Origin of the sequence: Kitasatospora sp. NPDC091276, assembly GCF_040684355.1 — a bacterium.
GTDB lineage: Bacteria > Actinomycetota > Actinomycetes > Streptomycetales > Streptomycetaceae > Kitasatospora.
The window spans coordinates 176880-202441 of sequence record NZ_JBFBFU010000008.1 but is presented as its reverse complement, the minus strand read 5'-3'; the positions used below and the strand labels follow the sequence as shown (position 1 = coordinate 202441).

General features: G+C 71.7%; 24 protein-coding genes and 1 riboswitch. Of the genes, 5 read left to right on the top strand and 19 right to left on the bottom strand.

Annotated features, from left to right (window positions below):
• Nucleotides 1-6: 6 nt before the first annotated feature.
• Nucleotides 7-258 carry a WhiB family transcriptional regulator gene (locus AB0O19_RS12930; protein ID WP_014138019.1) on the bottom strand — a complete coding sequence of 84 codons (252 nt, stop codon included), beginning with the start codon at nucleotides 256-258 and terminating at the stop codon, nucleotides 7-9.
• 383 nt (nucleotides 259-641) lie between these two features.
• A complete protein-coding gene (locus tag AB0O19_RS12925) occupies nucleotides 642-1613 on the bottom strand; it encodes a diacylglycerol kinase family protein (protein ID WP_363588834.1) in 972 nt (323 codons plus the stop codon).
• 50 nt (nucleotides 1614-1663) lie between these two features.
• Here AB0O19_RS12925 and AB0O19_RS12920 point away from each other — a divergent pair, with 50 nt between their 5' ends.
• Nucleotides 1664-2092: a hypothetical protein gene (locus AB0O19_RS12920; protein WP_363619336.1), complete on the top strand. Its 429-nt coding sequence runs from the start codon at nucleotides 1664-1666 to the stop codon at nucleotides 2090-2092.
• Between the two features lie 48 nt (nucleotides 2093-2140).
• On the opposite strand, the gene AB0O19_RS12915 is transcribed toward AB0O19_RS12920, so the two are convergent.
• The 7 genes from AB0O19_RS12915 to sodN all read right to left on the bottom strand — a co-directional run bounded on the left by AB0O19_RS12915 (nucleotide 2141) and on the right by sodN (nucleotide 8092).
• Nucleotides 2141-3145 (bottom strand): RNA polymerase sigma factor SigF, encoded by a 1005-nt coding sequence (locus AB0O19_RS12915; RefSeq protein WP_363588838.1) that lies wholly within the window; start codon nucleotides 3143-3145, stop codon nucleotides 2141-2143.
• A gap of 159 nt (nucleotides 3146-3304) precedes the next feature.
• Complete coding sequence (locus tag AB0O19_RS12910) at nucleotides 3305-3715, bottom strand: anti-sigma regulatory factor (protein ID WP_350879653.1); 411 nt, start codon at nucleotides 3713-3715, stop codon at nucleotides 3305-3307.
• Between the two features lie 249 nt (nucleotides 3716-3964).
• On the bottom strand, nucleotides 3965-4444 hold the full coding sequence (locus tag AB0O19_RS12905) for a GNAT family N-acetyltransferase (RefSeq protein ID WP_363619335.1): 480 nt from the start codon (nucleotides 4442-4444) through the stop codon (nucleotides 3965-3967).
• 71 nt (nucleotides 4445-4515) lie between these two features.
• Nucleotides 4516-5511 carry an ABC transporter substrate-binding protein gene (locus AB0O19_RS12900; protein WP_363619334.1) on the bottom strand — a complete coding sequence of 332 codons (996 nt, stop codon included), beginning with the start codon at nucleotides 5509-5511 and terminating at the stop codon, nucleotides 4516-4518.
• Between the two features lie 22 nt (nucleotides 5512-5533).
• Entirely contained in the window at nucleotides 5534-6298 is a 765-nt protein-coding gene (locus AB0O19_RS12895) for an ABC transporter ATP-binding protein (protein WP_363588844.1), read from the bottom strand.
• The gene (locus AB0O19_RS12890; protein ID WP_363619333.1) at nucleotides 6298-7380 is read right to left on the bottom strand and encodes an iron ABC transporter permease; all 1083 of its coding nucleotides are present in this window, start codon (nucleotides 7378-7380) and stop codon (nucleotides 6298-6300) included. Before AB0O19_RS12890 ends, AB0O19_RS12895 begins: the two co-directional genes overlap by 1 nt.
• A gap of 89 nt (nucleotides 7381-7469) precedes the next feature.
• Nucleotides 7470-7608, bottom strand: a riboswitch (cobalamin riboswitch).
• Nucleotides 7609-7696: 88 nt separating this feature from the next.
• Nucleotides 7697-8092 carry a superoxide dismutase, Ni gene (gene sodN, locus AB0O19_RS12885; protein ID WP_063347853.1) on the bottom strand — a complete coding sequence of 132 codons (396 nt, stop codon included), beginning with the start codon at nucleotides 8090-8092 and terminating at the stop codon, nucleotides 7697-7699.
• Nucleotides 8093-8315: 223 nt separating this feature from the next.
• On the opposite strand from sodN, the gene sodX reads away from it, so the two are divergent.
• The gene (gene sodX, locus AB0O19_RS12880) at nucleotides 8316-8750 is read left to right on the top strand and encodes a nickel-type superoxide dismutase maturation protease (RefSeq protein ID WP_363588859.1); all 435 of its coding nucleotides are present in this window, start codon (nucleotides 8316-8318) and stop codon (nucleotides 8748-8750) included.
• Nucleotides 8751-8776: 26 nt separating this feature from the next.
• Here sodX and AB0O19_RS12875 read toward each other — a convergent pair whose 3' ends face one another.
• From AB0O19_RS12875 to AB0O19_RS12860, 4 genes are all read right to left on the bottom strand, one after another.
• Entirely contained in the window at nucleotides 8777-9367 is a 591-nt protein-coding gene (locus tag AB0O19_RS12875) for a CGNR zinc finger domain-containing protein (protein WP_363619332.1), read from the bottom strand.
• Between the two features lie 113 nt (nucleotides 9368-9480).
• Nucleotides 9481-10278 carry an amino acid ABC transporter ATP-binding protein gene (locus AB0O19_RS12870; protein ID WP_363588850.1) on the bottom strand — a complete coding sequence of 266 codons (798 nt, stop codon included), beginning with the start codon at nucleotides 10276-10278 and terminating at the stop codon, nucleotides 9481-9483.
• Nucleotides 10275-11249, bottom strand: coding sequence for an amino acid ABC transporter permease (locus AB0O19_RS12865; protein WP_350879646.1), 975 nt, complete (start codon nucleotides 11247-11249; stop codon nucleotides 10275-10277). Before AB0O19_RS12865 ends, AB0O19_RS12870 begins: the two co-directional genes overlap by 4 nt.
• A gap of 37 nt (nucleotides 11250-11286) precedes the next feature.
• Nucleotides 11287-12216, bottom strand: a complete 930-nt coding sequence (locus AB0O19_RS12860) for an ABC transporter substrate-binding protein (RefSeq protein WP_363619331.1) — start codon at nucleotides 12214-12216, stop codon at nucleotides 11287-11289.
• 1007 nt (nucleotides 12217-13223) lie between these two features.
• Here AB0O19_RS12860 and AB0O19_RS12855 point away from each other — a divergent pair.
• Together AB0O19_RS12855 and AB0O19_RS12850 are read left to right on the top strand one after the other, a co-directional pair.
• On the top strand, nucleotides 13224-14417 hold the full coding sequence (locus AB0O19_RS12855; RefSeq protein WP_363619330.1) for an NADP-dependent malic enzyme: 1194 nt from the start codon (nucleotides 13224-13226) through the stop codon (nucleotides 14415-14417).
• Between the two features lie 125 nt (nucleotides 14418-14542).
• A complete protein-coding gene (locus AB0O19_RS12850) occupies nucleotides 14543-15505 on the top strand; it encodes a zinc-binding dehydrogenase (RefSeq protein WP_363588857.1) in 963 nt (320 codons plus the stop codon).
• Between the two features lie 137 nt (nucleotides 15506-15642).
• Here AB0O19_RS12850 and AB0O19_RS12845 read toward each other — a convergent pair whose 3' ends face one another.
• From AB0O19_RS12845 to AB0O19_RS12820, 6 genes are all read right to left on the bottom strand, one after another.
• A complete protein-coding gene (locus AB0O19_RS12845) occupies nucleotides 15643-16674 on the bottom strand; it encodes a PadR family transcriptional regulator (RefSeq protein WP_363619329.1) in 1032 nt (343 codons plus the stop codon).
• Nucleotide 16675: 1 nt separating this feature from the next.
• The gene (locus tag AB0O19_RS12840; protein ID WP_363619328.1) at nucleotides 16676-17584 is read right to left on the bottom strand and encodes a DUF4097 family beta strand repeat-containing protein; all 909 of its coding nucleotides are present in this window, start codon (nucleotides 17582-17584) and stop codon (nucleotides 16676-16678) included.
• 225 nt (nucleotides 17585-17809) lie between these two features.
• Nucleotides 17810-17989 carry a DUF6104 family protein gene (locus AB0O19_RS12835; protein WP_063347844.1) on the bottom strand — a complete coding sequence of 60 codons (180 nt, stop codon included), beginning with the start codon at nucleotides 17987-17989 and terminating at the stop codon, nucleotides 17810-17812.
• 126 nt (nucleotides 17990-18115) lie between these two features.
• Nucleotides 18116-21886: a multifunctional oxoglutarate decarboxylase/oxoglutarate dehydrogenase thiamine pyrophosphate-binding subunit/dihydrolipoyllysine-residue succinyltransferase subunit gene (locus AB0O19_RS12830; protein WP_363619327.1), complete on the bottom strand. Its 3771-nt coding sequence runs from the start codon at nucleotides 21884-21886 to the stop codon at nucleotides 18116-18118.
• Nucleotides 21887-22168: 282 nt separating this feature from the next.
• On the bottom strand, nucleotides 22169-23299 hold the full coding sequence (locus AB0O19_RS12825; RefSeq protein WP_363619326.1) for a HAMP domain-containing sensor histidine kinase: 1131 nt from the start codon (nucleotides 23297-23299) through the stop codon (nucleotides 22169-22171).
• A 92-nt stretch (nucleotides 23300-23391) separates the two neighbouring features.
• Nucleotides 23392-24129, bottom strand: a complete 738-nt coding sequence (locus tag AB0O19_RS12820; RefSeq protein WP_063351140.1) for a response regulator transcription factor — start codon at nucleotides 24127-24129, stop codon at nucleotides 23392-23394.
• Nucleotides 24130-24692: 563 nt separating this feature from the next.
• On the opposite strand from AB0O19_RS12820, the gene AB0O19_RS12815 reads away from it, so the two are divergent.
• Complete coding sequence (locus tag AB0O19_RS12815) at nucleotides 24693-25490, top strand: rhomboid-like protein (RefSeq protein WP_363619325.1); 798 nt, start codon at nucleotides 24693-24695, stop codon at nucleotides 25488-25490.
• Nucleotides 25491-25562 lie beyond the last annotated feature (72 nt).

Below are 25562 nucleotides of genomic sequence, written 5' to 3'. Positions count from 1 at the left end.
GTGTGATCAGGCGGTGCGGGCGCGGTTGCGGGCGGCACGGCGCTTCATCGCGCGACGCTCGTCCTCGCTCATACCGCCCCAGACGCCGGCGTCCTGGCCGGTCTCAAGAGCCCACTGCAGGCACTGCTCCATGACCGGACAGCGGCGGCACACGGCCTTGGCTTCCTCGATCTGCAGCAGAGCAGGACCGGTGTTCCCGATCGGGAAGAACAGCTCCGGGTCCTCTTCGCGGCAGACAGCGCGGTGGCGCCAGTCCATGGTCGTCCAACTCCTCCTGCCGGCGGGGGGCACCCGGTCGGCATAATCGATGGCTTGTGAATGTGGCTTGTGAATGTGAACGCTTTCACGAATCCCGCAACAGCAAAAGAGACCAAAGGCCCGCCGGGGCCCGGGTGGTCTGTGCTGGGGAGGGATTCGGCGATTCGAGGGACGCCCCGCGGTCGACACCCGCCAGGTTCTGAGGTTGCCGTCGCTGCGATGCGTCCCGATCGCCATGTAGAGGTTCGCAAACCTCGGGCCCGGATACAACCCCCTTCAGGGAGGAATTTTTGATTCTTCGGTGTCGCCTAGCTCACAGCCAGTACTTCTATGGAGTGAAGGGGGCTTGTGCGTTCGAGAAGAAGGGTGAAACCCCCTTCCGGTCACACAATCACACGCAGTGCCCGCCGTACGCCTGTGAAACTGACGCGACTCCTGTCTCCAAGGTGGTCCCCGTCAACCTGGAACGGGGCCGGTTCCTCTGAAACCAAGGTGAAGTGTCTGACGTCGTGATAGGAGACGACGTGCTTGCCGGACGGGCCGGCCGGCGGGGCGCCTTCGCTCGAAGAGGCGTACGACCGCAGGATCTGACGGATCGTTCGGACGGTGCCGAACGCCGTCATCCGGGTGATCCCGAAGACGTCGAGATCGGTGTCGAAGGAGGCGAGCGGTGAGGGATACACCGGGCGGTTGCCGAGGAACGTCCACGGCGAGGTGTTGCTGACTATGGCCAGGGCCAGGCCCGGCACGCCCTCGCGGCCCGGTAGTTCCAGGGCCACCGGGCCGGAACGACGCTGCTCACGCTGGGTGACGTAGTGCCGCAGCGCCTGCCCCACGTAGAGCGCGTGGGTGGACTTGCGCCCCAACCGGCGCTGCTCCTCGACCCGGCCGACCACCCCGGCGTCGAAGCCCAGGCCGGCGGTGAAGGTGAACCAGCGGTCCGGCAGTCCGTCGGTCATCGCCTTGCCCAGGCCGACCGGCCGCTCGCTCCCGTGCTCCAGCGCGTACAGCAGGGCGCCGGTGGCCTCCACCGGGTCGTTGGGCAGGCCCAGCGCGCGGGCGAACACATTGGTCGAACCGCCCGGCACCACGGCCAGTCGCGGGACCTTCTCGCCCGGGCCGTGCGCGAGCAGCCCGTTCACCACCTCGTTCACGGTGCCGTCACCGCCGAGCGCCACCACCAGGTCGACCGTGCCGTCCTCCGAGGCCTCGCGGGCCAGGTCGCGGGCGTGGCCCCGATACTGCGTCTCGGCCACCTCCAGCTTGAGGTCGCTGCGCAGCGCGTGGATCAGTACGTCCCTGGTGCGGCCACTGGTGGTGGTGGCCTTGTGGTTCACGACCAGGAGAGCGCGCATGGGGAAAGCCTACGGGTCGGTACGGGCCAACCGGCGGCTACCCTGCTGGAGTGACCGCAGAATCCTCCGCACCCGTACCCACGGCGGGCCCGGCCCGCCCCCTGCCGCTGACCATGGGCGCCGCCATCACCGCCCTGGAGGGCGCCGCGCTGGCCGTCGTCGGCGTCTGGGACATGGTGTCCGCGCTGTCCGGCCAGTCCAAGCAGCTCGCCCTGAACGAGTTCGGCGGCCTGGTCATCGTGCTGCTCGGCGTGCTGCCGGTGCTGGCCGCCCGCGCGCTGCTCAAGGAGCGCCGCTGGGGCCGCAGCCCGGCCGTGCTCACCAACTCGATCTGCCTGCCGATCGGGTACTACATGCTGGAGAGCGGCGGCGCGATGATCGGCGTCGGCGTGCTGGTCGGCCTGCTCGGGCTGGTCGGCATCGGCGCGCTGCTGAACCCGAAGTCGACGGCGGCCCTGTACGCCTCGCACGAGGGCTGAGCGCACAGGGCCGCCGGGGGTCGGCCGCCGGCTGGGCGGCCGTCAGTCCTACTCCTCCACCAGGAGCTTCTCCCGCAGCTGGGCCAAGGTCCGGGCCAGCAGGCGGGACACGTGCATCTGGGAGATCCCCACCTCGGCGGCGATCTGCGACTGGGTCATGTTCCGGAAGAACCGCAGCACCAGGATCTTCTGCTCCCGGGGCGGCAGTTGGGCCAGCAGCGGCTTGAGCGACTCGCGGTACTCGACGCCCTCCAGCGCCTCGTCGGTGGCGCCGAGGGTGTCGGCCACGGCCGGCGACTCGTCGTCGCTGTCCGGGACGTCCAGGGACAGCGTGGAGTACGCGTTGGCGGACTCCAGGCCCTCCAGGACGTCCTCCTCGGAGATCCCCAGGTGCTCGGCGAGCTCGTGCACCGTGGGGGAGCGCCCGTGCCGCTGGGAGAGCTCGCTGGTCGCCGTGGTGAGCGACAGCCGCAGCTCCTGGAGGCGGCGCGGCACCCGGACCGCCCAGCCCTTGTCACGGAAGTGCCGTTTGATCTCGCCGACGATGGTCGGCGTGGCGTAGGTGGAGAACTCGACCCCGCGCTCGTGGTCGAAGCGGTCCACCGACTTGATCAGGCCGATGGTGGCGACCTGGGTCAGGTCGTCCAGCGGCTCGCCCCGGTTGCGGAACCGCCGGGCCAGGTGCTCGACCAGCGGGATGTGCATCCGCACCAGCTGGTTGCGCAGCTCGACGCGCTCCGGGGAGCCGTCGGGCAGCGCGGACAGCCGGACGAACAGCGCGCGGGCCGCCTCCCGGTCCGGTGCGCCCGAGCGGTGCGGGGCCGGGGCCGGCGCCTGGGTGGGCACCGCGGTGCGCAGGTCCGCGGCCTCGTCCGCCGGATCGGACGGGGGCGGGGATGCGGGCGACGGTTCAGACGTCGGCTCGGTCGGGTGGCTCATCCGGTGGGCGTCCTTCGGGTGCGCATCGTCGTTGGCGGCGAGGCCAGGAACGCTCGCCTGGGTCGGTACGGCAGGTCCCGCCGTCGCGAGGCCGGTACGGTCCAGATCACTCACGGCCATTCCCCCGTTCCGTTCCGGGAGCACCGGGGCCCTCGGGCCCCGGCATCGTCTCGTTGGTCGTACCGCGTGGGGGGCGGTACCGGGCGCCGCCCGCCCGGCCCCTGAGCGGGGACCGGGCGGACGGCCCTTGTGCGGTGCTGGTCGACGCCCCGGCTAGTGGGCGACGGGGCCGCCGCGCTTCTTGTGCAGGCTGATCGACACGGTCTTGTCCTCGCCGACCGAGGAGTCGACCTCGCCGGCCAGGGCGGAGAGCACCGTCCAGGCGAAGGTGTCCCGTTCGGGTGCCTTCCCGTCGGTGGTGGGGGCGGCGACGGTCACCTTCAGCGAGTCGCCGACCAGCCGGAACTCGCAGGTCAGGACGGAGCCGGGCACCGCCTGCTGGAGCAGGATGGCGCAGGCCTCGTCGACCGCGATCCGCAGGTCCTCGATCTCGTCGAGGGTGAAGTCGAGCCGCGCCGCCAGGCCGGCCGTCGCTGTTCGCAGGACCGAGAGGTAGGCACCCGCCGCGGGCAGCCGGACCTCCACGAAGTCCTGCACTCCGGGCTCGCCGTCGATCTGGGACACCCTCACCTCCTGGGTGACGCGCTGTGCTTCCGGGCCGGTGGCCGCGGCACTGTCTGTTGCTTGGCTCAACTGCTTCGCCCCAACTGTCCAGAGGGGTGGTGCGGTACGTACCGGTCATACCCTTCGCGGGGCGACCGGACGCCGCGTATCCGCCTGAGACCTTACCGCCTTCCGCACGCCGGCCGGGGCTCGGGAGTCACTCATGGTAAGCCATCGCGACGCAGGGTGGCAGGGGTTCGGGCGGTCCGTTCAGTGACCGCCGCCGGCGGCGGCGAGGGCCTCGCCGGTGAGCCGGTAGACGGTCCAGTCGTCCATCGGCACCGCGCCGAGGGACTTGTAGAAGTCGATCGAGGGCGTGTTCCAGTCGAGCACCGACCACTCCACCCGCGCGTAGCCGCGTTCGACGGCGATCCGCGCCAGTTCCAGCAGCAGCGCCTTGCCGTGGCCGCCGCCGCGGGACAGCGGGCGGACGTACAGGTCCTCCAGGTAGATCCCGTGGGTGCCGCGCCAGGTCGAGAAGTTGAGGAACCAGACCGCGAAGCCGACCGGCTCGCCGGTGGCGTCGTCCTCGGCGATCAGGGCGAACAGCGCGGGGTTGGCGCCGAAGAGGGCGTCGCGCAGCTGCTCCTCGGTGGCCACGGCCTCCTCCGGGGCCTTCTCGTACTCCGCGAGCTCGCGGATCAGGGCGAGGATGACGGGAACGTCGGTCACGACGGCGGTGCGGATCATGCCGCGAGCCTACTGCGCGCCCCCGCCCCCGGCCCAGGCCCGGATCGGGGCCCGGGCCGGGGACGGGCGGGTCAGCGGGCGGGGACGGTGCGCAGGTAGTCGGCCAGCGCGGTGATCGCGGCCGGGTTGCGCGGGCTCTCCACCAGGTCGACGTAGTCCAGGACGAAGATCCGGTCGTTCCTGACCGCCGAGACGCCGGCCAGCGGCGGGAAGGACTTCAGGAAGGCGCGCTTGGCGTCGGCGCCGGTCTCGCCGTAGTTGTTGATCAGGATCACCTCGGGGTCGCGCTGGACCACGCTCTCCCAGCCGACGGTGACCCAGGTGTCCGCGAGGTCGCCCATCACGTTGGTCCCGCCGGCCTTGGCGATGATCTCGTCGGCCGCGGCGAACTTCCCGGCGGTGTACGGCTTATCCTGCCCGCTGTCGTACAGGAACACGGACGGCCGGCGCTCGGGCTGCGGGGCGGCGGCGACCTGCGCCTTGAAATCGGCGACCAGCTTGTCCGCCCGGTCGCGGACGTCGAAGATCTCGCCGAGGTTGGCCAGGTCGGTGTAGAGCGCGTCCAGCGGGGACATCACGCCGCGCTCGCTGCCCTTGCCGCTGCGGCAGGACTCGCTGAGCACGTACGAGGGGATGCCGAGGTCCTTGAGCGCCTGCGGGGTGAAGCCGCGGCCCTCGTCGAAGCCGTAGTGCCAGCCGGCGAAGACCAGGTCGGCCTTGGCGCCCAGCACGATCTCCTTGGTGATCTCCTTCTTGGAGAGCCACGCGGTCTGCTGGTAGCCGTCCTTCCAGGCGACCTGGTCGACCCGGCCCTTGTCGTCGGGCATCACGTAGCCGGCCATCCGGTCGGCCAGGCCGAGGGCGAGCATCAGCTCGGTGATGCCGACGTCGTTGGTCACCGTCCGGGCGGGCTTCTGCGGGAAGGTGAGCTTGGTGCCGCAGTTCTCCACGGTCACCGGGTAGTGGGCGGAGGCGGCGGTGGCGTCGCCGCTCGGGGCGATCTCGGCGCCGCAGGCGGTGAGCCCGAGGGTGAGCAGGGCGGTGATGGCAACGGCCTTGGTGCGCACGGGGGTTCCTTCGGGGGGTGGGTCAGATCCGGTCGAAGAGCAGTTGGACGGCGCCGGTCACCGGGTGCCGGACGGGGGTGGCCCGGACGCCGAACACCTCGGCCAGCAGGGCGGGTCGGAGCACCTCGGCGGGCGGCCCCGAGGCGACGATCCGGCCGGCCCGCAGCACGTACAGCAGGTCGCAGTGGCCGGCCGCCAGGTTGAGGTCGTGCAGCGCGGTGAGCACCGTCGGGCCGGCCTCCCGGACCAGGGCCAGCACGTCCAACTGGTGGCCGATGTCCAGGTGGTTGGTGGGCTCGTCCAGCACCAGCAGCCGGGGCTCCTGGACCAGCGCGCGGGCGATCAGCACCCGCTGCTTCTCGCCGCCGGACAGGCTCAGGAAGCCCCGCCCGGCCAACTGCTCGGCGCCGACCTTGCGCAGCGCCTCCGTGCAGCGCGCGTGGTCGTCCGCACCCGGGCCGCCCAGCCCGCGCCGGTGCGGCAGCCGGCCCATGGCGACCACCTCGGCCACCGTGAAGTCGAACTCGGCGGAGTGCTCCTGGGGGAGTGCGGCCACCCGCCGGGCGGCCTCGCGCGCGGTCAGCGCGTGCAGGTCCGCGCCGTCCAGCCGGACGGCCCCGGCGGCCGGCCGCAGCGCCCGGTAGACGCAGCGCAGCAGCGTCGACTTGCCGCTGCCGTTGGGCCCGACCAGTCCGACCACCTGCCCGGCGGCGGCGTCCAGGGCGACGTCGTGGACCAGCCGGGCGCCGGCCAGCTCGACCGAGACGGAGTCCAGGGCGAGATCCATCAGCGGCCTCCGAAGGAATAGCCGCGACGGCGCATCAGCAGCAGGAAACAGGGCACCCCGAGCACCGCGGTGACCACCCCGACCGGCAGTTCGGCGGGCGCCAGCAGGGTGCGCGAGACGATGTCCACCCAGACCAGCAGCAGCGCCCCGGCGAGCGGCGCGACCAGCAGCACCCGGCGGTGCCCGGCGCCGACCAGCATCCGGGCCAGGTGCGGCACCATCAGCCCGACGAAGCCGATCGCCCCGCTGACGGCCACCACCGTGCCGGTGACGGCGGCGGTCACCACGAAGAGCTCGCGGCGAAGCCGGTCCGGGTCCACGCCCAGCGAGGCGGCCGTCTCGTCGCCCATGGCGAGCGCGTCCAGCCGGCCGGCGGCGCAGGCCAGGTACGCCAGGCCGGCCAGCACGGTGGCGGCGGCGATCGGCACCGAGCCCCAGGTGGCGCCGCCGAGGCTGCCGAGCAGCCACATCATGGCGTCCCGGGCGGCCTCGCCGCGGGCGGCCGCGAAGACCATCAGCGCGGTGACGGCGGAGAAGCCGTAGGAGAGCGCGGTGCCGGTGAGCACCAGCCGCAGCGGGGTGAGCCCGTAGGCCGTGCGCGCCGCGAGGTAGACCAGCACCATGGCGACCAGCGCGGAGCCGAACGCGGAGGCCGAGATCGCCCACACCCCGAGCGAGGCGAAGGCGCCGAGCAGCAGCACGGCGTTGGCGCCGACGGCCGCGCCGGAGGAGATGCCGAGCACGAACGGGTCGGCCAGCGCGTTGCGCACCAGGGCCTGGACGGCGACCCCGGTGGCGGCCAGCCCGGCGCCGACCACCGCGGCCAGCACGGCGCGCGGCAGCCGGATCTCCCAGACGATCGCGTAGGCGGCGGCCTCGTCCGCCTCCAGCCGTCCGCCCGTCAGCCCGGCGGCCAGCAGCCGCAGGGCGCGGGGCAGGCCGATCCCGGAGGCGCCCAGCGCCACGCCGCAGAGCAGCGAGAGCAGCAGGGCGGCGGCCAGGCCGACGGCGAGCGGGAGGGCGGGTATTCGGCGGGCGGGCGGGCTCGTTGCGCCACTGCCCGCGGCTGCGGTGCTGCTCACGGTGCGCCTTGCCTCGGGCTGCGGGTGCGCGGGGGCGGCACCGGTCGGGCGCGGGCCCGGGCGCCATCCCCTCGCAGTCCACGGCGAGTTGTCGGGAGTTCAGCGGCCGGGGGCGATCGGGCTGGCGCGGCCCCGGGGCCGTGCTCACCGTTGCGGGTCAGCGCCGGATTCACACCGGACTTCCCCCTCGGACGCCCTGGCAGCATAACAGCCACTCAGGCTAGGCAACCCTTACCGGGCTCGGATGGGGCGTGAACGCACGACCGCCCCCGTCCGGGCTCGCGGACGGGGGCGGTCGGGTGGCGACGCGTCAGGCTCAGGCCTGCTTGGTCTCCCAGAAGATCTTGTCGACCTCGGCGATCAGGTCCAGCAGGGCCTGGCCGGTGGCGGGGTCGGTGGACGCCTTGGCGGCCGAGGCGGCCTTCAGGGTGTCGTTGATCAGCTGGTGCAGCTGCGGGTACTTCTCGAAGTGCGGGGCCTTGAAGTAGTCGCTCCACAGCACCGAGATGTGGTGCTTGACGGCCTCGGCACGCTGCTCCTTGATGATCAGGGCGCGGGTGCGGAAAGCCGGGTCCTCGTTGGCCTGGTACTTCTCCTGGGTGCCCTTGACCGACTCGGCCTCGATCCGGGCCTGCGCCGGGTCGTACACGCCGCAGGGCAGGTCACAGTGGGCGTGGGCGGTGGCGCGCGGTGCAAACAGACGAGAGAACATGGGAGTCCTTCCTTAGATCGTCTTCCCGCGCCCGAGATTACCCTTCCGCGCCCGGGGTTTCGCGATCGGGCGGTGGGCCTAGGGCAAAAGGCGGACCCGGAACCGGGGTAATCCGGACATCGAACGGATCGAACGGGGTGACGGTCCGTACGGCAGACTGGGACCGGGCGGTCCGGGAGGAGGAGTCGTGGCGCGGAGCACGGAACCGGCGGGCGCGGAACCGATGGGCACGGAACCCCGGGGGCGGGGCGGCGGCGCGGTGCCGTTCGGGCTGGTCGACGTGGCGGGCCCGTCGATGGTCCCGACCCTGCGCGAGGGCGACCAGTTGCTGGTGCGCTACGGCGCGCCGATCCGGCCCGGCGCGGTGGTGCTCTTCCGGCACCCCTTCCAGCAGGACCTGCTGGTGGTGAAGCGGGCCGCCGAGCGGCGTCCGAGGGGCTGGTGGCTGCTGTCCGACAACCGGCCGGTGGACAGCGACAGCCGCAGCTACGGCCCGGTCCCGGACGAGCTGGTGCTCGGCCGGGTACTGCTGCGGCTGCGCCCGCGCCCGGCCTGGCTGGCGCCCGGGCGGCGGCTGGAGCGGCTGCTGCTGGGCACCCGGCTGGCCCGGGTGCCGGGCCTGGCCCGCCGCCTGGGCGTCTGGGCGGACGAGCTCTGACCCCCTGGGCCCGGCCCGGACAGGACCTAGCCGGCGGCGCCGAGTGCCGCGGCCTCGGCCTCCTGGCGCTTGCGGGTCCGGTACGCGGCGACGTTGGCGCGGGTCGCACAGCGGTCCGAGCAGTAGCGGCGGGAGCGGTTGGTCGAGGTGTCCAGGTAGGCGTTGCGGCAGGGCGCGGCCTGGCAGATGCCGAGCCGGTCGGCGCCCAACTGGGTCAGGTGGACGGCCAGGCCCATGCAGGCGACCGCGCTGAAGTGCGCGGTGGCGGTGGGCGAGTTGTCGGCCAGGTGCAGGTGCCAGCGCGGCCGGCCGGCGTCGTCCAGGTAGTCGTGCCCGGAGACCAGCGGGCTGACCGGGTACTCCATCAGCAGGCTGTTCAGCAGGTCGACGCCCCGGATCTCGTCGCCCTCGGCGGCGGCCTCGAAGACCCCGCGCAGCCTGGTCCGTACCGCCCGCAGCCGGGGCAGGTCGGACTCGTCGGCCTGTGCGGCGGCCCGCGAGGAGTCGGAGAACAGGCCGCGCACCGCGTCCACGGACGTCAGCGTGTCGGTGCCGCGCCCGGGCTCCTCGGTGTTCACCAGCCGAACGGCGAGATCGGCGTACGAGGCGAGCTCCACGGAGGTCCTTCCAGAAGGTCGGTAACGGGCTGATTGCGTCCAGCCTATTACCTGGGTGGGGAAAACGTCGGCGCCCGGCAGGAGCAGCCTGCCGGGCGCCGGTCGGTACGGTTCTACAGCACCTTGGAGAGGAAGGCGCGGGTGCGCTCGTGCCGGGGGTCGGTGAGCACCTCGCGGGGGTTGCCGGACTCGACCACCACGCCGCCGTCCATGAACACCAGCGCGTCGCCGACCTCGCGGGCGAAGCCCATCTCGTGGGTGACGACCACCATGGTCATGCCCTCCTCGGCGAGGCCGCGCATGACGTCGAGGACGTCGCCGACCAGTTCGGGGTCGAGCGCCGAGGTGGGCTCGTCGAACAGCATCAGCTTGGGCTTCATGGCCAGCGCGCGGGCGATCGCGACGCGCTGCTGCTGGCCGCCGGAGAGCTGGGAGGGGTAGTTCTTCGCCTTGTCGGCGAGGCCGACCCGCTCCAGCAGGACCATCGCCCGCTCCCGGGCGGCGGCCTTGCTCTCGCCCTTGACCTGGACCGGGGCCTCCATGACGTTCTCGACGGCCGTCATGTGCGGGAACAGGTTGAAGCGCTGGAAGACCATGCCGATGTCGCGCCGCTTGACGGCGACCTCGCGGTCCTTGAGCTCGTAGAGCTTGTCGCCCTTCTGCTGGTAGCCGACCAGTTCGCCGTCCACCCAGAGGCGTCCGCCGTTGATCTTCTCCAGGTGGTTGATGCACCGCAGGAAGGTCGACTTGCCGGAGCCGGAGGGGCCGATCAGGCAGAACACCTCGCCCTGCTTGACCTCCAGGTCGATGCCCTTGAGCACGTGCACGGAGCCGTAGGACTTGTGGACGCCCTCGGCGCGCACCATCGGCTGTCCGGTGGCGGCGGCCGGGGTCTTGCTCAGGTCGGTCATACGTGACCACCTCCCTCGAGCCCCGGGACGACGTCGGCGCCGGTCTTCGGGGCGGGCTTCCCGGCGAACAGGCCCCGCAGCCGCTGCAACGGGGTGGGCGGGAGGGTCCGGTTGGAGCCGCGGGCGTAGTAGCGCTCGATGTAGTACTGGCCGATGGTCAGCAGCGAGGTGAAGAACAGGTACCAGAGGCTGACCACGATCAGCAGCGGGATGTTCTGGTAGTTCCGGGAGTAGATGACCTGACCGGCCCGGAAGATCTCCTCCAGGGAGATCACGCTGACCAGCGAGGTGGTCTTGAGCATCGAGATGGTCTCGTTGCCGGTCGGCGGGATGATCACCCGCATGGCCTGGGGCAGGACGATCCGGCGCATGGTCTGGAACCGGCTCATGCCGAGCGCGTGGGCGGCCTCGGTCTGGCCCTCGTCCACCGACTGGATGCCGCCGCGGACGATCTCCGCCATGTAGGCGGCCTCGTTGAGGCCGAGGCCCAGCAGGGCGGCGACGAAGGTCGGGATCAGGACGTTGGTGTCCGCGGACCAGAACTCCGGCCCCCACGGGACGCCGATCGACAGCTTGGCCCAGATCAGGCCGAGGAAGTTCCAGAACACCAGCTGCACCAGCACCGGGGTGCCGCGGAAGACCCAGATGTACATCCAGGCGGTGCCGGAGAGCAGGGGGTTCGGGGACAGGCGCATCACGGCGAGGACGATGCCGCCGATCACGCCCATCAGCATGGAGAGGACGGTCAGTTCCAGCGTGACGACCATGCCGTGCACGATGCTGTCGTGGAACAGGTACTGCCCGACGATGTCCCACTTGAAAGCGGGGTTGGTGAAGAGGGCGCTCAGCAGCATCGCCGCGAGCAGGGCGATGACGACGGCGCCCACCCAGCGTCCGGGGTGGCGGACCGGGACGGCCTTGATGGTCTCAGGCCGTCCCTCCTCCGCCTTCCCCTTGTCCAGAGAGTTCACGGTGTGGCCTCGGGGGAGAGATGGAGCAGGCGGACGGTCAGTTCACGGCGCCGTTGACGGTCGACTTGTCGAGGGCGCCGGACTCGACGCCCCACTTGGTGAGGATCTGCTTGTAGGTGCCGTCGTCGATCAGCGACTGGACGGCGCCCTGGATCGCGGGGGTGAGCTTGGAGCCCTTGGCGACGGCGACGCCGTAGGGGGCCACGCCGTAGGTGGAGCCGAGCTTCTCCAGCTGGCCGCCGGCCTGCTTGATCGCGTAGTCGACGACCTGGGAGTCGGCCATCATCGCCTGGTCGCGGCCGGAGACGACGGCGTTGGTGACGTCCGTCTGGAGGTCGAACTTGTCGCCGTCGTTCTGGATGCCCGGCTTCCCGTTCTTGGCGCAGTCCGGGTTGCGGGTGTCCTTGATCTCGTCGGCCTGCGTGGTGCCGGTCTGGACGGCGACCTTCTTGCCGCACAGGTCGGCGGGGTCGACCTTGTCGGGGTTGCCCTTCTTGACCGCGATGGCGCTGCCGGAGTTGAAGTAGGTCACCATGTCGACGATCTGCTCGCGCTCCTTGTTGTCCGTGAAGGACGACATGCCGAGCTGGAACTTGTTCGACTGGATGCCGGGGATGATCGCGGTGAAGCCGGAGTCCTGGACGTCGGCCTTCAGTCCGAGCTTGGCCGCGATGGCGTTGGCCAGGTCCACGTCCATGCCGATGACCTTGCCGCTGTCGTCCTTGAACTCGTCCGGCGCGTACGAGGCGTCCGCGCCGACCACGAGCTTGCCGGAGGACTTGACGTCGGCGGGGACGAGGGCGGCGAGCTTGTCGTCGGCCTTGACCGCGTTGACGGTCGCGGAGGCGTTGGGCGCGCCGCTGCCACCGTCGCTCTTGCTGCTGCTGCAGCCGGTCAGGACGAGGGTGACGGAGGCGGCAACCGCGCCGGCCGCGAGAAGCCGGGTGCGCTGGGTACGGGCGGTCATGAGGGGGATCTCCTCCTGAGGGAGAGGGGCGGGCGGAGCGCGCCGCGGGGGCGGCACACCGGGGTGGCAGGGCCGTGCGGCGCTGTACGGGTGTATTTCGCTGTACGTCGTCGTACGTGCAGGGCCGGGTGGTGCGGTGCCTGCGCGGCAGGGCCGCCCAGGTTGCTACGGGGTACTGCTTCCGCCACCCTCCGCCGAGGTGGACGTCGAGCGAACCGCCTCGACCAGTGGCCGGCTCGATCCGAGATGGGGGGAATCCTGCCATCTGTGGACGGTCGGATGGCCCTCATCCAGATCAAAATCGGATAACGAGGGCCCGGGCTGTCCGCTATTCGGACTTATTCCGTGTTCCTGTCACCCCGTGCATAAGTATGCAGATCCCCCCGCCCGGTGCCCGGAGGCCCGCCGCCCCGGCTCGGATGCCGCCGTCGACCACGGCGCAGGGGCGTGCGGCCGCCACGGTGACGCGTGGGTGTACGCGAAATGGCGGACACGCGATCCGGCCATCCCGCCCTGCCGGGCCCGGCGGCGGGTGTGTCAGAATTCGGTACCGGGTGACCCCCGAACGCTCGAACCAGACCGACGAGTCCCGACAGGCTCGGGGTGTCCGGGAACGGAAGTCATCACGTGGCTCCGTATCCGGGACGCCGACTCCCCAACGCGTCTGCGTTCACTCCTGCGGGTGCGCGTGCCGCCATCACCGTTGCCGCCGCCGGGGCCCGGCGCTTCCGACGCCGGGCCCCAGTGACGCGACAGCTCGGCGATGAACTGCACGTGACGAGGACGAAAAGGCATAGGTGCGATGCCTTGGTCCGTCCTACGCTCGGCCCGGAAGCACTACGCGGACCAACAAGACCCATAAAACCCTCATCCGAGGGCGCCGCCCGACGGCAGCGCCCCGACCCAGCCCCCGGGTCCGCTTCGGCGTACCCGGTTTCCGGTTTCCGGACGGGTCGTCCTGTCCGTCGGTCGCGCACCCTCGCCAGATCAATGACGAAGAGGTCATCGTGGCAGCGGAGATCATCAGCAGCACCCAGGACACCGTCGATCCGGTCGACGCCGTTTTCGCGCTCCACCGCGGCGGCAAGATGGAGATCCGGGCGACCGTCCCGGTGCGCGACGCGGACGACCTGTCCCTCGCCTACACGCCCGGTGTCGCCCGCGTCTGCACGGCCATCGCCGAGCAGCCGGAGCTGGTCAACGACTACACCTGGAAGTCCAACACCGTCGCCGTGGTCACCGACGGCACCGCCGTGCTGGGCCTCGGCGACATCGGCCCGGAGGCCTCCCTGCCCGTGATGGAGGGCAAGGCCATCCTGTTCAAGCAGTTCGGCGGCGTGGACGCGGTGCCGATCGCGCTCGCCTGCACCGAGGTCGACGAGATCGTCGAGACCGTGGTGCGGCTGGCGCCCTCCTTCGGCGGCGTCAACCTGGAGGACATCTCCGCCCCCCGCTGCTTCGAGATCGAGCGCCGGCTCCAGGAGGCCGTGGACATCCCGGTCTTCCACGACGACCAGCACGGCACCGCGATCGTCACCACCGCCGCCCTGTGGAACGCGGCCAAGGTGACCGGCCGTGAGATCGGCTCGCTGCGGGCCGTGATCTCCGGCGCCGGCGCGGCCGGCATCGCCATCGCCAAGATGCTGGTGGCGGCGGGCATCGGCGACGTCGCGGTCTGCGACCGCAAGGGCGTGGTGTACGACGGCCGCGGCGACCTCACCGACGTCAAGGCCGAGATCGCCGAACTGACCAACCGCACCGGCCTCAGGGGCACCCTGGCCGACGCGCTGTCCGGCGCCGACGTGTTCATCGGCGTCTCCGGCGGCACCGTGCCGGAGGAGGTCGTCGCGACCATGGCCGCGGGCGCGTTCATCTTCGCGATGGCCAACCCCACCCCGGAGATCCACCCCGAGGTCGCGCACAAGTACGCGGCGGTCGTCGCCACCGGGCGCAGCGACTTCCCGAACCAGATCAACAACGTGCTGGCCTTCCCCGGCATCTTCGCCGGCGCCCTCCAGGTGCGGGCCAGCCGGATCACCGAGGGCATGAAGCTGGCCGCCGCCAAGGCACTGGCCGGTGTCGTCGCCGACGAGCTGACGCCGCAGAAGGTCATCCCCTCGCCGTTCGACGAGCGGGTCGCCCCGGCGGTCACCAAGGCCGTCGCCGAGGCCGCCCGGGCCGAGGGCGTGGCCCGGATCTGACGATCCGGGCGCCGCTGCCGGGCAGGACCCGGCGGGAGCGGTGCCGCCGACACGGCCGGGGCCGGGACACGCGTCACACCCGCGCGTGGTTCCCGGCCCCGGCCGGCGCGGCTATCGTCCGCAGCATGTTTGCTGCCTACGCCGCACGTATCGACGCCGATGACCCGCTCAGCGGACTGGAGTTGGGTGAACTCCCCGAGCCGCAGGCCCGCCCCGGATGGAGCGTGGTCACGGTCAGGGCCGCCAGCCTCAACCACCACGACCTGTGGTCGCTGCGCGGGGTCGGCCTGCCCGCCGGACGGCTGCCGATGATCCTCGGCTGCGACGCCGCCGGTGTCGACGAGCACGGCAACGAGGTCGTCCTCCACTCGGTGATCGGCCAGAGCGGCCACGGGGTGGGCCCGGACGAACCCCGGTCCATCCTGACCGAGCGCTACCAGGGCACCTTCGCCCAGCAGGTGGCCGTGCCCACCTGGAACCTGCTGCCCAAGCCCGCCGAACTCAGCTTCGAAGAGGCCGCCTGCCTGCCCACGGCCTGGCTGACGGCTTACCGGATGCTGTTCACCAACGCCGGGGTCAAACCCGGTGACACCGTCCTGGTGCAGGGCGCGGGCGGCGGCGTGGCGACCGCGCTGATCGTCCTCGGCAAGGCCGCCGGGCTGCGGGTCTGGGTCACCGGCCGGGACGAGGCCAAGCGCCGCCGGGCGGTCGAACTCGGCGCCGACGCCGCCTTCGAGAGCGGCGCCCGGCTGCCCGCCCGGGTGGACGCGGTGATGGAGACGGTCGGCGCCGCGACCTGGGCGCACTCGGTGAAGGCGCTGCGCCCGGGTGGCACCGTCGTCATCTCCGGTGCCACCTCCGGCCCCAACCCGAGCGCCACCGAGCTGAACCGGATCTTCTTCCTGGAGCTCAAGGTGGTCGGCTCGACGATGGGCACCAAGGAGGAACTGGCCGGGCTGCTCTCGCTGTGCGCGACCAGCGGCGTCCGGCCGGTGATCGACTCGGTGCTGCCGCTGGCAGAGGCCCGGGACGGCTTCGCGCGGCTCGCCAAGGGCGACGTCTTCGGCAAGATCGTGCTGACGCCGTGACGCCGTGACGCCGTGACGCCGTGACGTCTTGCGGCCCTGGCGCCGTCCGGCCCTGACGCCGGTGCGGCCCTGACGCGGACCGGCCCGGCACGCTCCGCGGAGCGTGCCGGGCCGGTGGTGGTCCGGCAGCCTGCCGGTCAGCCGAGCAGGCGCTTCAGCCGCTCGCCGGCCGAGCCCAGCACCGAGCGGGCCTCGGCCAGCTTGTCGCTGCTCACGCCGCCGTCCCGGGCCGCGTCGCGGACCTGGTCGCGGAAGCGGTCGAGCAGCCGCTCCAGTTCGCGGGCCGGGTCGCCGGCCGGGTCGGTCCGCGCCCACGGCGGCAGGTCGGCCGGGGCGGTCGGCGTGGTCGGCTCGTCCTTGTCCAGGTCGATCCGGGTGACGGTGACCTCCTCGGCCGGCCCGTCGGCCGACTGGCCCCAGCGGGCCGCGTCGGCCAGCCCGGACAGGCCCTTGGTCAGCTCGGCCAGGCCCTCGGCCAGGCCGGTCGGCCAGTCGCCCTTCGCGGCGTGCTCGCGCACCTGCTGCTCGACCCGGCGCTTGATCCGCAGCGCCTCCTGCTGAGCGGCCGTCCGCGAGGCCTTGGCCTGCTCGCGCAGCCTGCGGGCCTCCTCCTCGGCGGCCTTCGCCTTGGCCTTGGCGGCCTTCTCCTGCTCCCGGGCGCGCTTGGCCTGGTCCTTGGCCTGCCGCTTGAACTGGGCGAACTCCTCCTTGGCGCGCTGCCAGGACTCGTTGTCGCCCCACGGTCCGGACCACGGGTCCCCGCCCTCGGCGCGGTCCGGCCGGGGGGCCTGCCGGGCGGCCTGCCACAGCTCCTCGCGCAGGTCCTTGGCGCTGTCCCGGACGTCCTCGCGGATCGCCCCGGCCAACTGCGCCACGGAGTCGTGGATCTCCACTTCCAGGTCGTCCAACTCGCCCTGTCGGGCTTCCAGTTCGGCGCGCCCGGCGTCGGTCAGCCGGTAGACCTTGCGGCCGCCCTCGGTGCTGTGGGTGACCAGGCCCTCCTGCTCCAGCTTGGCGAGCCGGGGGTAGACCGTCCCAGCGGAGGGCGCGTACAGGCCCTGGAAGCGCTCCTCCAGCAGGCGGATCACCTCGTAGCCGTGCCGCGGGGCCTCGTCGAGCAGCTTCAGCAGGTAGAGCCGGAGCCGGCCGTGGCCGAACACGGGCGTCATCTCACGCCTCCTTGGTGAGGTCGGGCTTGCCGAGTCCGGCCGGGAGCTCCTTGACGACCACCGGCGCCTCGTCCTCGGGGTCGGGGCGGCGCAGCACGGTGACGCCGCCGGAGACGGTGGTCACGGCGAGGCTGCCCCGGCCGTCGCCGAGCTGGCCGGACAGGCGCTTGGCGCCCCAGCTGCCGCTGAGCTTGAGGCCGTCGAAGGTGCTGGAGATGTCGCCGCTGGTGGAGCCGGCCTCGACCTTGGCGTCGGCCAGCGAGGGGATCCGGATGACGACCGGGCCGCTGACGGTGGTGACCTTGACGTCGGCCGGGTTGGCGACGTCGAGGTCCAGGGTGACGGCGCCAGTGACGGCGTTGGCCTGGACCCGGTCGGCGGTGCCGGCGACGACGGTGAGCTGGCCGGAGACGGTGTTGACCTTGAGCTGGCCGGCCACCGACTGGGCGTCGACGTCGCCGGTGACGGTGTTGGCCTCGGTGCGGCCGGTCAGGCCGACCAGGGTGGCGTCGCCGCTGGCGCTCTGCACCGAGACGTGCCCGGTGATCCCGGAGACGGTGGCGTCGGCCGAGACGGTGCCGACCTTGACCTCGGCGTCGGCCGGGACGGTCAGGGTGACGCCGGCGACGCGCTTGCGCTTGAAGGAGCTGAAGAAGCCCTTGACCGCGTCGACCGACCTGAGCCGGTCGCCGAACTCGCCCCAGCTGTTGATGTCCTTGTAGGTGACCGTCAGGACGCCGTCCACCAGGGTCACGTGCAGCGGCTCGCCCTGGAGCTCGGTGACCTCCAGGCGGGCCGGGCCCTCGGCCGCCACCACGTTCACCGTGCCCTCGATGATCCGCACGTGCAGCGCCCGGACCGCCTCGTCGATGGTGATCCTCTCGGGTCCCTCGACCGTCCACTGGCTCATCTCTGCCGCCTCCCGTTGCCGATCGCGATGTATCGCGTTCTCTTCCAAAGACGATATATCGCGTGACGCGCAAGTCAAGCGCGCCGTCCCGGATCCCATCCCTGAGCCGTCCCGGAGCCGCCCCCGAGGCGCCCCCTACGGGCGGGCGCGGGTACGTGAGGGGCCCGGCAGGCGATCGCCTCCCGGGCCCCTCATCAGCGGTTCAGTGCGACGGCACCGCACCGGTCACTCGTCGTCCTCGTCGTCGAGCCGGGCCAGCCAGGTGGCCAGCCGCTCGACGGGGATCTCGAAGTCCGGGTTGAGGTCGACGAACTCGCGCAGTCGCTCGGCCAGCCACTCGAAGGTGACCTCCTCGTCGCCGCGCCGGTTCTGCAGCTCCTCGATGCCGCGGTCGGTGAAGTACACGGGTTCACTCCGGTCCGATGGGGATTGACCTGGTCAGGATAGTCGGGGACGCCCGCGGCCCCCGTCTCCCAGGGGAGGACGGGGGCCGCGGGCGTCGGTGCTCCAGCGCCTCGGGGCGTCAGGGCCTCAGAGCGAGTAGACCTCTTCGATCAGCGCCTGCTGCTCGGCGGCGTGCCGCTTGGCCGAGCCGACCGCCGGGGACGAGGCCGTCGTGCGGGCGACGCGGCGCAGCCGCGAGCCGTTGGCGCTGCGGCCGACGACGACCTGGAGGTGGTCGACCAGGTTCATCGCGATGAACGGCCAGGCGCCCTGGTTGTCCGGCTCCTCCTGCGCCCAGACGAACTGGACGTCGTCGCCGTAGCGGGCGAGCTCCTCCTGGAGCTCGGCCACCGGCAGCGGGTAGAGCCGCTCGACCCGGACGATCGCGGTGTCGGTGACGCCGCGCTCGGTGCGGGCCGCCGCCAGGTCGTAGTAGAACTTGCCGGCGGTGATGACGACCTTGCGCACCTGTGCCGGGTCGACGGTGTTGTCGCCGATGACCGGGCGGAAGGAGCCGGACAGGAACTCCTCGGTCGCACTCGCCGCGGCCTTGAGGCGCAGCATCGACTTCGGGGTGAAGACGACCAGCGGCTTGTGGTGCGGGTTGTGCGCCTGCCAGCGCAGCAGGTGGAAGTAGTTCGACGGCAGGGTCGGCATGGCGACCGTCATGTTGTTCTGCGCGCACAGCTGCAGGAAGCGCTCCGGGCGGGCGGACGAGTGGTCCGGGCCCTGGCCCTCGTAGCCGTGCGGCAGCAGCAGGGTGACGCCCGAGTGCTGGCCCCACTTCTGCTCGGCGGAGGCGATGTACTCGTCCACCACGGTCTGCGCGCCGTTGACGAAGTCGCCGAACTGCGCCTCCCACATGACCAGCGAGTTCGGGCGGGTCAGCGAGTAGCCGTACTCGAAGCCCATCGCCGCGTACTCCGACAGCAGGCTGTCGTAGACGGTGTAGCGGGCCTGGTCCTCGGTGAGGTACTGCAGCGGGGTGTAGTCCTCGCCGGTGTTGCGGTCGATCAGGACGGCGTGCCGCTGGCCGAAGGTGCCGCGGCGGCTGTCCTGGCCGGCCAGGCGGACCGGGTGGCCCTCCATGAGCAGCGAGCCGATGGCGAGGGTCTCGCCCGTCGCCCAGTCGATGGTGTTGTCCTCGACGGAGGCGGCGCGGCGCTGGAGCTGCGGCAGCAGGCGCGGGTGGACGGTCAGCCAGTCCGGCAGGTTGACCTGCGAGGCGGCGATCCGCTTGACCATCTCCTGGGAGATGCCGGTCTGGATGTTGACCGGGAAGTCGGCGACCGGCTTGCCGGCGGTGGCCGGGGCCGGGGTCTGGGCGGCGTCGCGGACCTCGGCGAAGACCTTCTCCAGCTGGCCCTGGAAGTCCTGGAGCGCCTGCTCCGCCTCTTCCATGGTGATGTCGCCGCGACCGATCAGGCCCTCGGTGTACAGCTTGCGCACCGAGCGCTTCTTGTCGATCAGGTCGTACATCAGCGGCTGGGTGAACGACGGGTTGTCGGCCTCGTTGTGACCGCGGCGGCGGTAGCAGATGAGGTCGATCACGACGTCCTTGTGGAACGTCTGGCGGAACTCGAAGGCGAGCCGCGCGACGCGGACCACGGCTTCCGGGTCGTCGCCGTTCACGTGGAAGATCGGGGCCTCGATCATCCGGGCCACGTCGGTGCAGTACATCGAGGAGCGCGAGGACGCCGGGGCGGCGGTGAAGCCGACCTGGTTGTTGACCACCAGGTGGATCGTGCCGCCGGTGCGGTAGCCGCGCAGCTGCGACATGTTCAGGGTCTCCGCGACGACGCCCTGGCCGGCGAAGGCCGCGTCGCCGTGGATCTGGATCGGCAGCACCGGGAAGGTGGTGCCGCCCTGGTCCAGGATGTCCTGCTTGGCGCGGGCGATGCCCTCGACGACCGGGTCGACCGTCTCCAGGTGGGAGGGGTTCGCGGCGAGCGAGACCTTGATGGTCTCGCCGTCCAGGCCGGTGAAGGTGCCCTCGGAGCCGAGGTGGTACTTCACGTCGCCGGAGCCGTGCATCGACTTCGGGTCGAGGTTGCCCTCGAACTCGCCGAAGATCTTGCCGTACGGCTTGCCGACGATGTTGGCCAGCACGTTCAGGCGGCCGCGGTGGGCCATGCCGATGACGGCCTCGTCGAGGCGGTGCTCGGCGGCGGCGTCGATGGTGGCGTCCAGCAGCGGGATGAGCGACTCGCCGCCCTCCAGCGAGAAGCGCTTCTGCCCGACGTACTTGGTCTGCAGGAAGGTCTCGAAGGCCTCGGCCGAGTTCAGCCGGCGCAGGATGCGCAGCTGCTCCTCGCGCTCGGGCTTGGAGTAGGGCTTCTCCAGGCGCTCCTGCAGCCACTTGCGCTGCTTCGGGTCCTGGATGTGCATGTACTCGACGCCGACGGTGCGGCAGTACGTGTTGCGCAGCAGGCCGAGGATGTCGCGGAGCTTCATCATCTTCTGGCCGCCGAAACCGCCGACCGCGAACTCGCGCTCCAGGTCCCACAGGGTGAGGCCGTGGGTGGTGACGTCCAGGTCGGGGTGCTTGCGCTGCTTGTACTCCAGCGGGTCCGTGTCGGCCATCAGGTGGCCGCGCACGCGGTACGCGTGGATCAGCTCCATGACGCGGGCGGTCTTGTTGACCTCGTCGTCGTGGGTGGTGGCGACGTCGGTGGCCCAGCGGACCGGCTCGTACGGGATCCGCAGCGACTCGAAGATCTCGTCGTAGAAGCCCTTCTCACCGAGGAGGAGGCGGTGGATCTCGCGCAGGAACTCGCCGGACGCCGCGCCCTGGATGACGCGGTGGTCGTAGGTCGAGGTCAGCGTCATGATCTTGGAGACGCCCAGGCGGGACAGGGTCTCCGGGGCGGAGCCCTGGAACTCGGCCGGGTACTCCATGGCGCCGACGCCGACGATGGTGCCCTGGTTCTGCATCAGGCGCGGCACGGAGTGCACGGTGCCGATGCCGCCGGGGTTGGTCAGCGAGACCGTGACGCCGGTGAAGTCGTCCATGGTCAGCTTGTTGGCGCGGGCCCGGCGGACGATGTCCTCGTAGGCCTGCCAGAAGCCGAAGAAGTCGAGGGTCTCGGCCTTCTTGATGGCCGCGACGACGAGCTGGCGGTCGCCGTTCGGCTTGACCAGGTCGATGGCCAAGCCGAGGTTGACGTGCTCGGGCTTGACCAGGAAGGCCTTGCCGTTCTCCACCTTGTAGCTGTAGTTCATGCCCGGGGCGGCCTTGATGGCCTGGACCAGGGCGTAGCCGATCAGGTGGGTGAAGGAGACCTTGCCGCCGCGGGCGCGCTGCAGGTGGTTGTTGATGACGATGCGGTTGTCGATCAACAGCTTCGCGGGCACCGCGCGGACCGAGGTCGCGGTCGGCACCTCCAGCGAGGCGTCCATGTTGGTGGCGACGGCCTTGGCCGGGCCGCGCAGCTGGATCAGCTCGGGGCCGGCGGGCGCGTCCGCCGCGGCGGCGGCCGGAGCGGCCGGAGCGGCCGGGGCGGCGGCCTTGGGGGCCGGGGCCGGGGGCGCGACGGGAGCTGCGGCGAGCGGCGCGGGGGCCGGCGCCGGAGCGGCCGGGGCGGCCGGTGCGGCGGGGGCGGTCGCGGCCGGAGCAGCAGCAGCGGGCGCGGGGGCAGCGGCAGGGGTCGGCGTGGGGCCGGCCTGGGTCGCGGCCTGGGTCACTGGGGTCACCTCGGTACCGGGCTTGTAGTCGGCGAAAAAGTCCCACCAGGCTCGGTCGACCGAGTTCGGGTCCTGGAGGTACTGCTGGTAGATCTCATCGACGAGCCACTCATTGGGACCGAAGCCAGTGGAGCTAGCCGAGCTATTGGGGGTTTCAGGGGACTGTGGCGACACGGCGGCAACCGCCCTCTTCCGCTTCCTTTTGGGATGTTTGGACAGCGGGGATTAAGGCTACGCCCCTGACCAGTGATCGCGCAGTCCCCGGGCCCCAGGCGTCGCCCAGATCACAGTCCTGACCTGCAGTTTGGCTGAAAATGTGCGTTAGAAAGCCGTATCTGAGGGGAAGCGATCGCCTCCACCCATAGGGCATATCCGGGTAAAACCGGACAAAGCCCCATGCGGATCATCCAATGATCTTCGTGTACGTCTGTGTCGCTTCTGTGACACATCCGACCCTCAGCGTTGCCCCGGCAGCCGGACCTCGATCCGGCAGCCGCGCGGCGACTCGGCGACCGCGATCCGACCGCCGTGCAGGTCCACCGCCCAGCGGGCGATGGCCAGGCCGAGGCCGGTGCCGCCGTCCGCGCCGGGCCCCTGGGCGGTCGCGGTGCCGCTGCGGCTGAACCGCTCGAACACCCGGCCGCGGTCGGCCGGCGGGATGCCCGGGCCCTCGTCCTCGACCTCCAGCAGCAGGCCGCCGGGCCCGCCGTCGGGCCGCGCGCGCACCGTCACGGTGCCGCCGGGCGGGGAGTGCTTGCAGGCGTTGTCGACCAGGTTGGCGACCACCTGGTGGAGCCGTTCCGGGTCCGCCACGCCGGTCAGGCCGGTCGGGCTGACCTCCAGCGCCAGCCGGACGTCGCCGCGCCGGGAGAACGCCCCGCCGGCCGTCGCGCCGTCCACGGTGACCCCGCGCAGCACGCCGTCCAGGAACTCGCGCACCTCGAAGGGGCGGGCGTCCAGGTCGACCACGCCGTCGTCGATCTTGGAGAGGTCCAGCAGGTGGGTGACCAGGCGGCCGAGCCGCTCGGTCTGCTCCAGGGCGGCCCCCAGGGTCGCCGGATTGGGCTGGACGACGCCGTCCACCACGTTCTCCAGCACGGCGCGCAGCGCGGCGATGGGCGTGCGCAGCTCGTGCGAGACGTTGGCGACCAACTCGCGGCGGTGCCGGTCGGCGGCCCCCAGATCGGCGGCCATCTGGTTGAAGGTGGTCGCCAGTTCGCCGATCTCGTCGCGCGAGTTCACCTCGACCCGGCGGCTGTAGTCGCCGGAGGCCATCGCGCGGGCGGCGGCCGTCATCTCGCGCAGGGGGGCGGTCAGCCCGTGCGCGAGGAACTGCATGAAGAGCAGCGAGGCGATCATGGAGAAGACCATGATGATCCGGATCTGGGTCTCGGACCGGATCGCCACGACCACCATGCCGGTGGCCAGGAAGACGGAGACGATCACCAGCAGGGCGAGCTTGCCCTTGATCGAGCGGACCGGGTCGAGCGGACGGATGTCGGCCCAGACCCGGCGGGCGGCGCGGGCGGCCAGCGTCTGCGACCGCGTGCCGCCGGTGTCCCCGTTGCGTTGCTGTGGAAAGGTCATTGGTCCCCTGTGATCCCCGCGTACGTCCCCCGCGTGGTGCGCGGCAGTTCGGGACACGGGCCCCCCGGAGGCCCGTCGCCCGAGGCTCGCCGCTAGGAGAGCGGGGCCTCCAGCGCGTACCCGACGCCGTGGACGGTACGGATCCAGCTCGCGCCGATCTTGCGGCGCAGCGCCTTGACGTGGCTGTCCACGGTGCGGGTGCCGGACGCGTCCGTCCAGTCCCAGACCTCGGCCAGCAGCTGCTCGCGGGTCAGCACGGCGCGCGGCTGCGCGGCCAGGCAGGCGAGCAGGTCGAACTCGGTGGGCGTCAGGTGGACGTCGCCCGAGGCGAGCCGGACCCGGCGCTGCACGTGGTCGATCTCCAGCTCGCCGAAGCGCAGCGAGCCGAGCGCGGGCGTGCGGGCCGCCTGCTGGGCGCGCTCGACGCGGCGCAGCAGCACGTTGACCCGGGCGGCCAGTTCGCGCATGGAGAACGGTTTGGTCATGTAGTCGTCGGCGCCCACGCCGAGGCCGACCAGCAGGTCCGTCTCGTCGTCGCGCGCGGTCAGCATCAGCACCGGCACCGGGCGCTGCGCCTGGATCCGGCGGCACACCTCAAGGCCGTCGAAGCCGGGCAGCATGATGTCGAGGACCACCAGGTCCGGCTGCCAGGTGTGGAAGCCGTCGACCGCGCCCGGCCCGTCGTGGGCCACGGCGACCTTGAAGCCCTCCGCGCCCAGCCGGGCCGCGATCGACTCCGCGATCGTCGGTTCGTCCTCCACCACCAGCACTCTGCGTTGGCTGCTCACCGTGCCGCCGCTGTGGTTGTTGTCCTGCTGAAGTTCTGTCACGGTCACGCCACCGCCCCCAGGGCTGCGGGCCGGCCACCTGTGGGGATGGCGGGCTCCGCTCGTAGTCTTGTTCCGTCGTGGACTGTGCCGGGTCCGCCGTCCCGTCGTGCGTGCGGGTCGGCGGGCGGATTGTCGCCCGCCCACTTCTCCCGCGCACTTCGCAGCGTACGGACAGCGGATGCCTCCCGGCAGGTGGACCGGACGTTTCCGGCCCGTGGGCCGGCTGTCGGGCCGCCCTCGGAGCCCACTGCACGAGTGGGCACGGGCCGATACCTTACCCGGCGATTTTTCTCTGCGTAACGGTACGTATGCAGTCGAGTTGACGCCAAGTCGCCGGTCAGAGCCCCTGTCGGCACGCTCGCCGAAAGAAGGTCTGGACCAATATCAGGAATCCGGTCGACCGGTTTCCTGACGGTCTTCACCGGCTTTTCTCAGATGCCTCTCAGAACCTCGATGTAACGTGGCCACGACAACGCCCCGCAGGGCGGGATCCGCGGCGCGCGCCGGTACGTTGGGCACCTGGGTGAGGGGCCGGTGGCTGCCGGCGTGGAGCGGAGGGCGGCATGGCTGGACTGCGGCGAGGTGCCGGACGGGTCGGGGCGCCGCCCGTCGGCCCGCCGTACGGGATGCTCCGGCACGGTCTGCGCACCGGCGTCGTCGAGTGGCTGCTGGCGCGGGTGCCGACACCCCGGCGAAACCCCTTCACCCTCGGCTATCTCGCCGTGGTGGGCGCCACCACGACCTTTGCCAAACTCGCCGATCCGGAACTCGTGCAGCGGCTGCAGGAGGCCTCCAGTTCCGACGGCCACAACCTCCTGCAGCACCCCCTGCGCGCGCTGGTGCTCAGCGGCTTCTGGGTGGCCGGCGAGGTGTGGATGCCGTACCTGTGGGGATTCGCCGTCACCCTCGCGCCGCTGGAGCGCCGGATCGGCCCCGCCCGGGCGGCGGCGGTCTTCGCGATCGGGCACGTCACGGCCACGCTGCTGTCCCAGGGCGTGGTGATCACCGCGGTGGAGGCCGGGCGGATGGAGGCCGGGGCGCTGGACTACCTGGACATCGGCGTCAGCTACGGCGTGCTCACCTGTCTGGGTGCGGTGGCCGGGCTGCTGCCGTGGCGCGGGCGGCTGGTCGCGCTCGGCGGCGCCGGGCTGCTGATCGCCGAGCAGATCCTCACCGAGCGGGACCTGGTCACCGCCGTGGGGCACCCGGCCGCGGTGCTCACCGGGGTGGCGCTGTGGCGCTGGCTGCGCCGGGCCCAGGCCCGCCGGCCGCGGCCGAAGCCGCGGACGCGCCGGGTCGAGGCGCCGGCCGCGGGCTCCTCGCCCGCGCCGGGCGGCGCTCCGGTCCTGGACGTGCGCTGACCCTTCCGGGTGTCGCCCCCCGGGCGCTTTTGACGGCACTTCCCGCGCCCTCCCCCCGCTCGCTCCACACCC

Bases quoted from the DNA above. Each gene is read 5' to 3' on its own strand.
- AB0O19_RS12930 (WP_014138019.1), bottom strand. From the start codon at position 258: ATGGACTGGCGCCACCGCGCTGTCTGCCGCGAAGAGGACCCGGAGCTG.
- AB0O19_RS12925 (WP_363588834.1), bottom strand. From the start codon at position 1,613: ATGCGCGCTCTCCTGGTCGTGAACCACAAGGCCACCACCACCAGTGGC.
- AB0O19_RS12905 (WP_363619335.1), bottom strand. From the start codon at position 4,444: ATGATCCGCACCGCCGTCGTGACCGACGTTCCCGTCATCCTCGCCCTG.
- AB0O19_RS12895 (WP_363588844.1), bottom strand. From the start codon at position 6,298: ATGGATCTCGCCCTGGACTCCGTCTCGGTCGAGCTGGCCGGCGCCCGG.
- sodN (WP_063347853.1), bottom strand. From the start codon at position 8,092: ATGTTCTCTCGTCTGTTTGCACCGCGCGCCACCGCCCACGCCCACTGT.
- sodX (WP_363588859.1), top strand. From the start codon at position 8,316: ATGGGCACGGAACCCCGGGGGCGGGGCGGCGGCGCGGTGCCGTTCGGG.
- AB0O19_RS12870 (WP_363588850.1), bottom strand. From the start codon at position 10,278: ATGACCGACCTGAGCAAGACCCCGGCCGCCGCCACCGGACAGCCGATG.
- AB0O19_RS12860 (WP_363619331.1), bottom strand. From the start codon at position 12,216: ATGACCGCCCGTACCCAGCGCACCCGGCTTCTCGCGGCCGGCGCGGTT.
- AB0O19_RS12850 (WP_363588857.1), top strand. From the start codon at position 14,543: ATGTTTGCTGCCTACGCCGCACGTATCGACGCCGATGACCCGCTCAGC.
- AB0O19_RS12845 (WP_363619329.1), bottom strand. From the start codon at position 16,674: ATGACGCCCGTGTTCGGCCACGGCCGGCTCCGGCTCTACCTGCTGAAG.
- AB0O19_RS12840 (WP_363619328.1), bottom strand. From the start codon at position 17,584: ATGAGCCAGTGGACGGTCGAGGGACCCGAGAGGATCACCATCGACGAG.
- AB0O19_RS12825 (WP_363619326.1), bottom strand. From the start codon at position 23,299: ATGACCTTTCCACAGCAACGCAACGGGGACACCGGCGGCACGCGGTCG.
- AB0O19_RS12815 (WP_363619325.1), top strand. From the start codon at position 24,693: ATGGCTGGACTGCGGCGAGGTGCCGGACGGGTCGGGGCGCCGCCCGTC.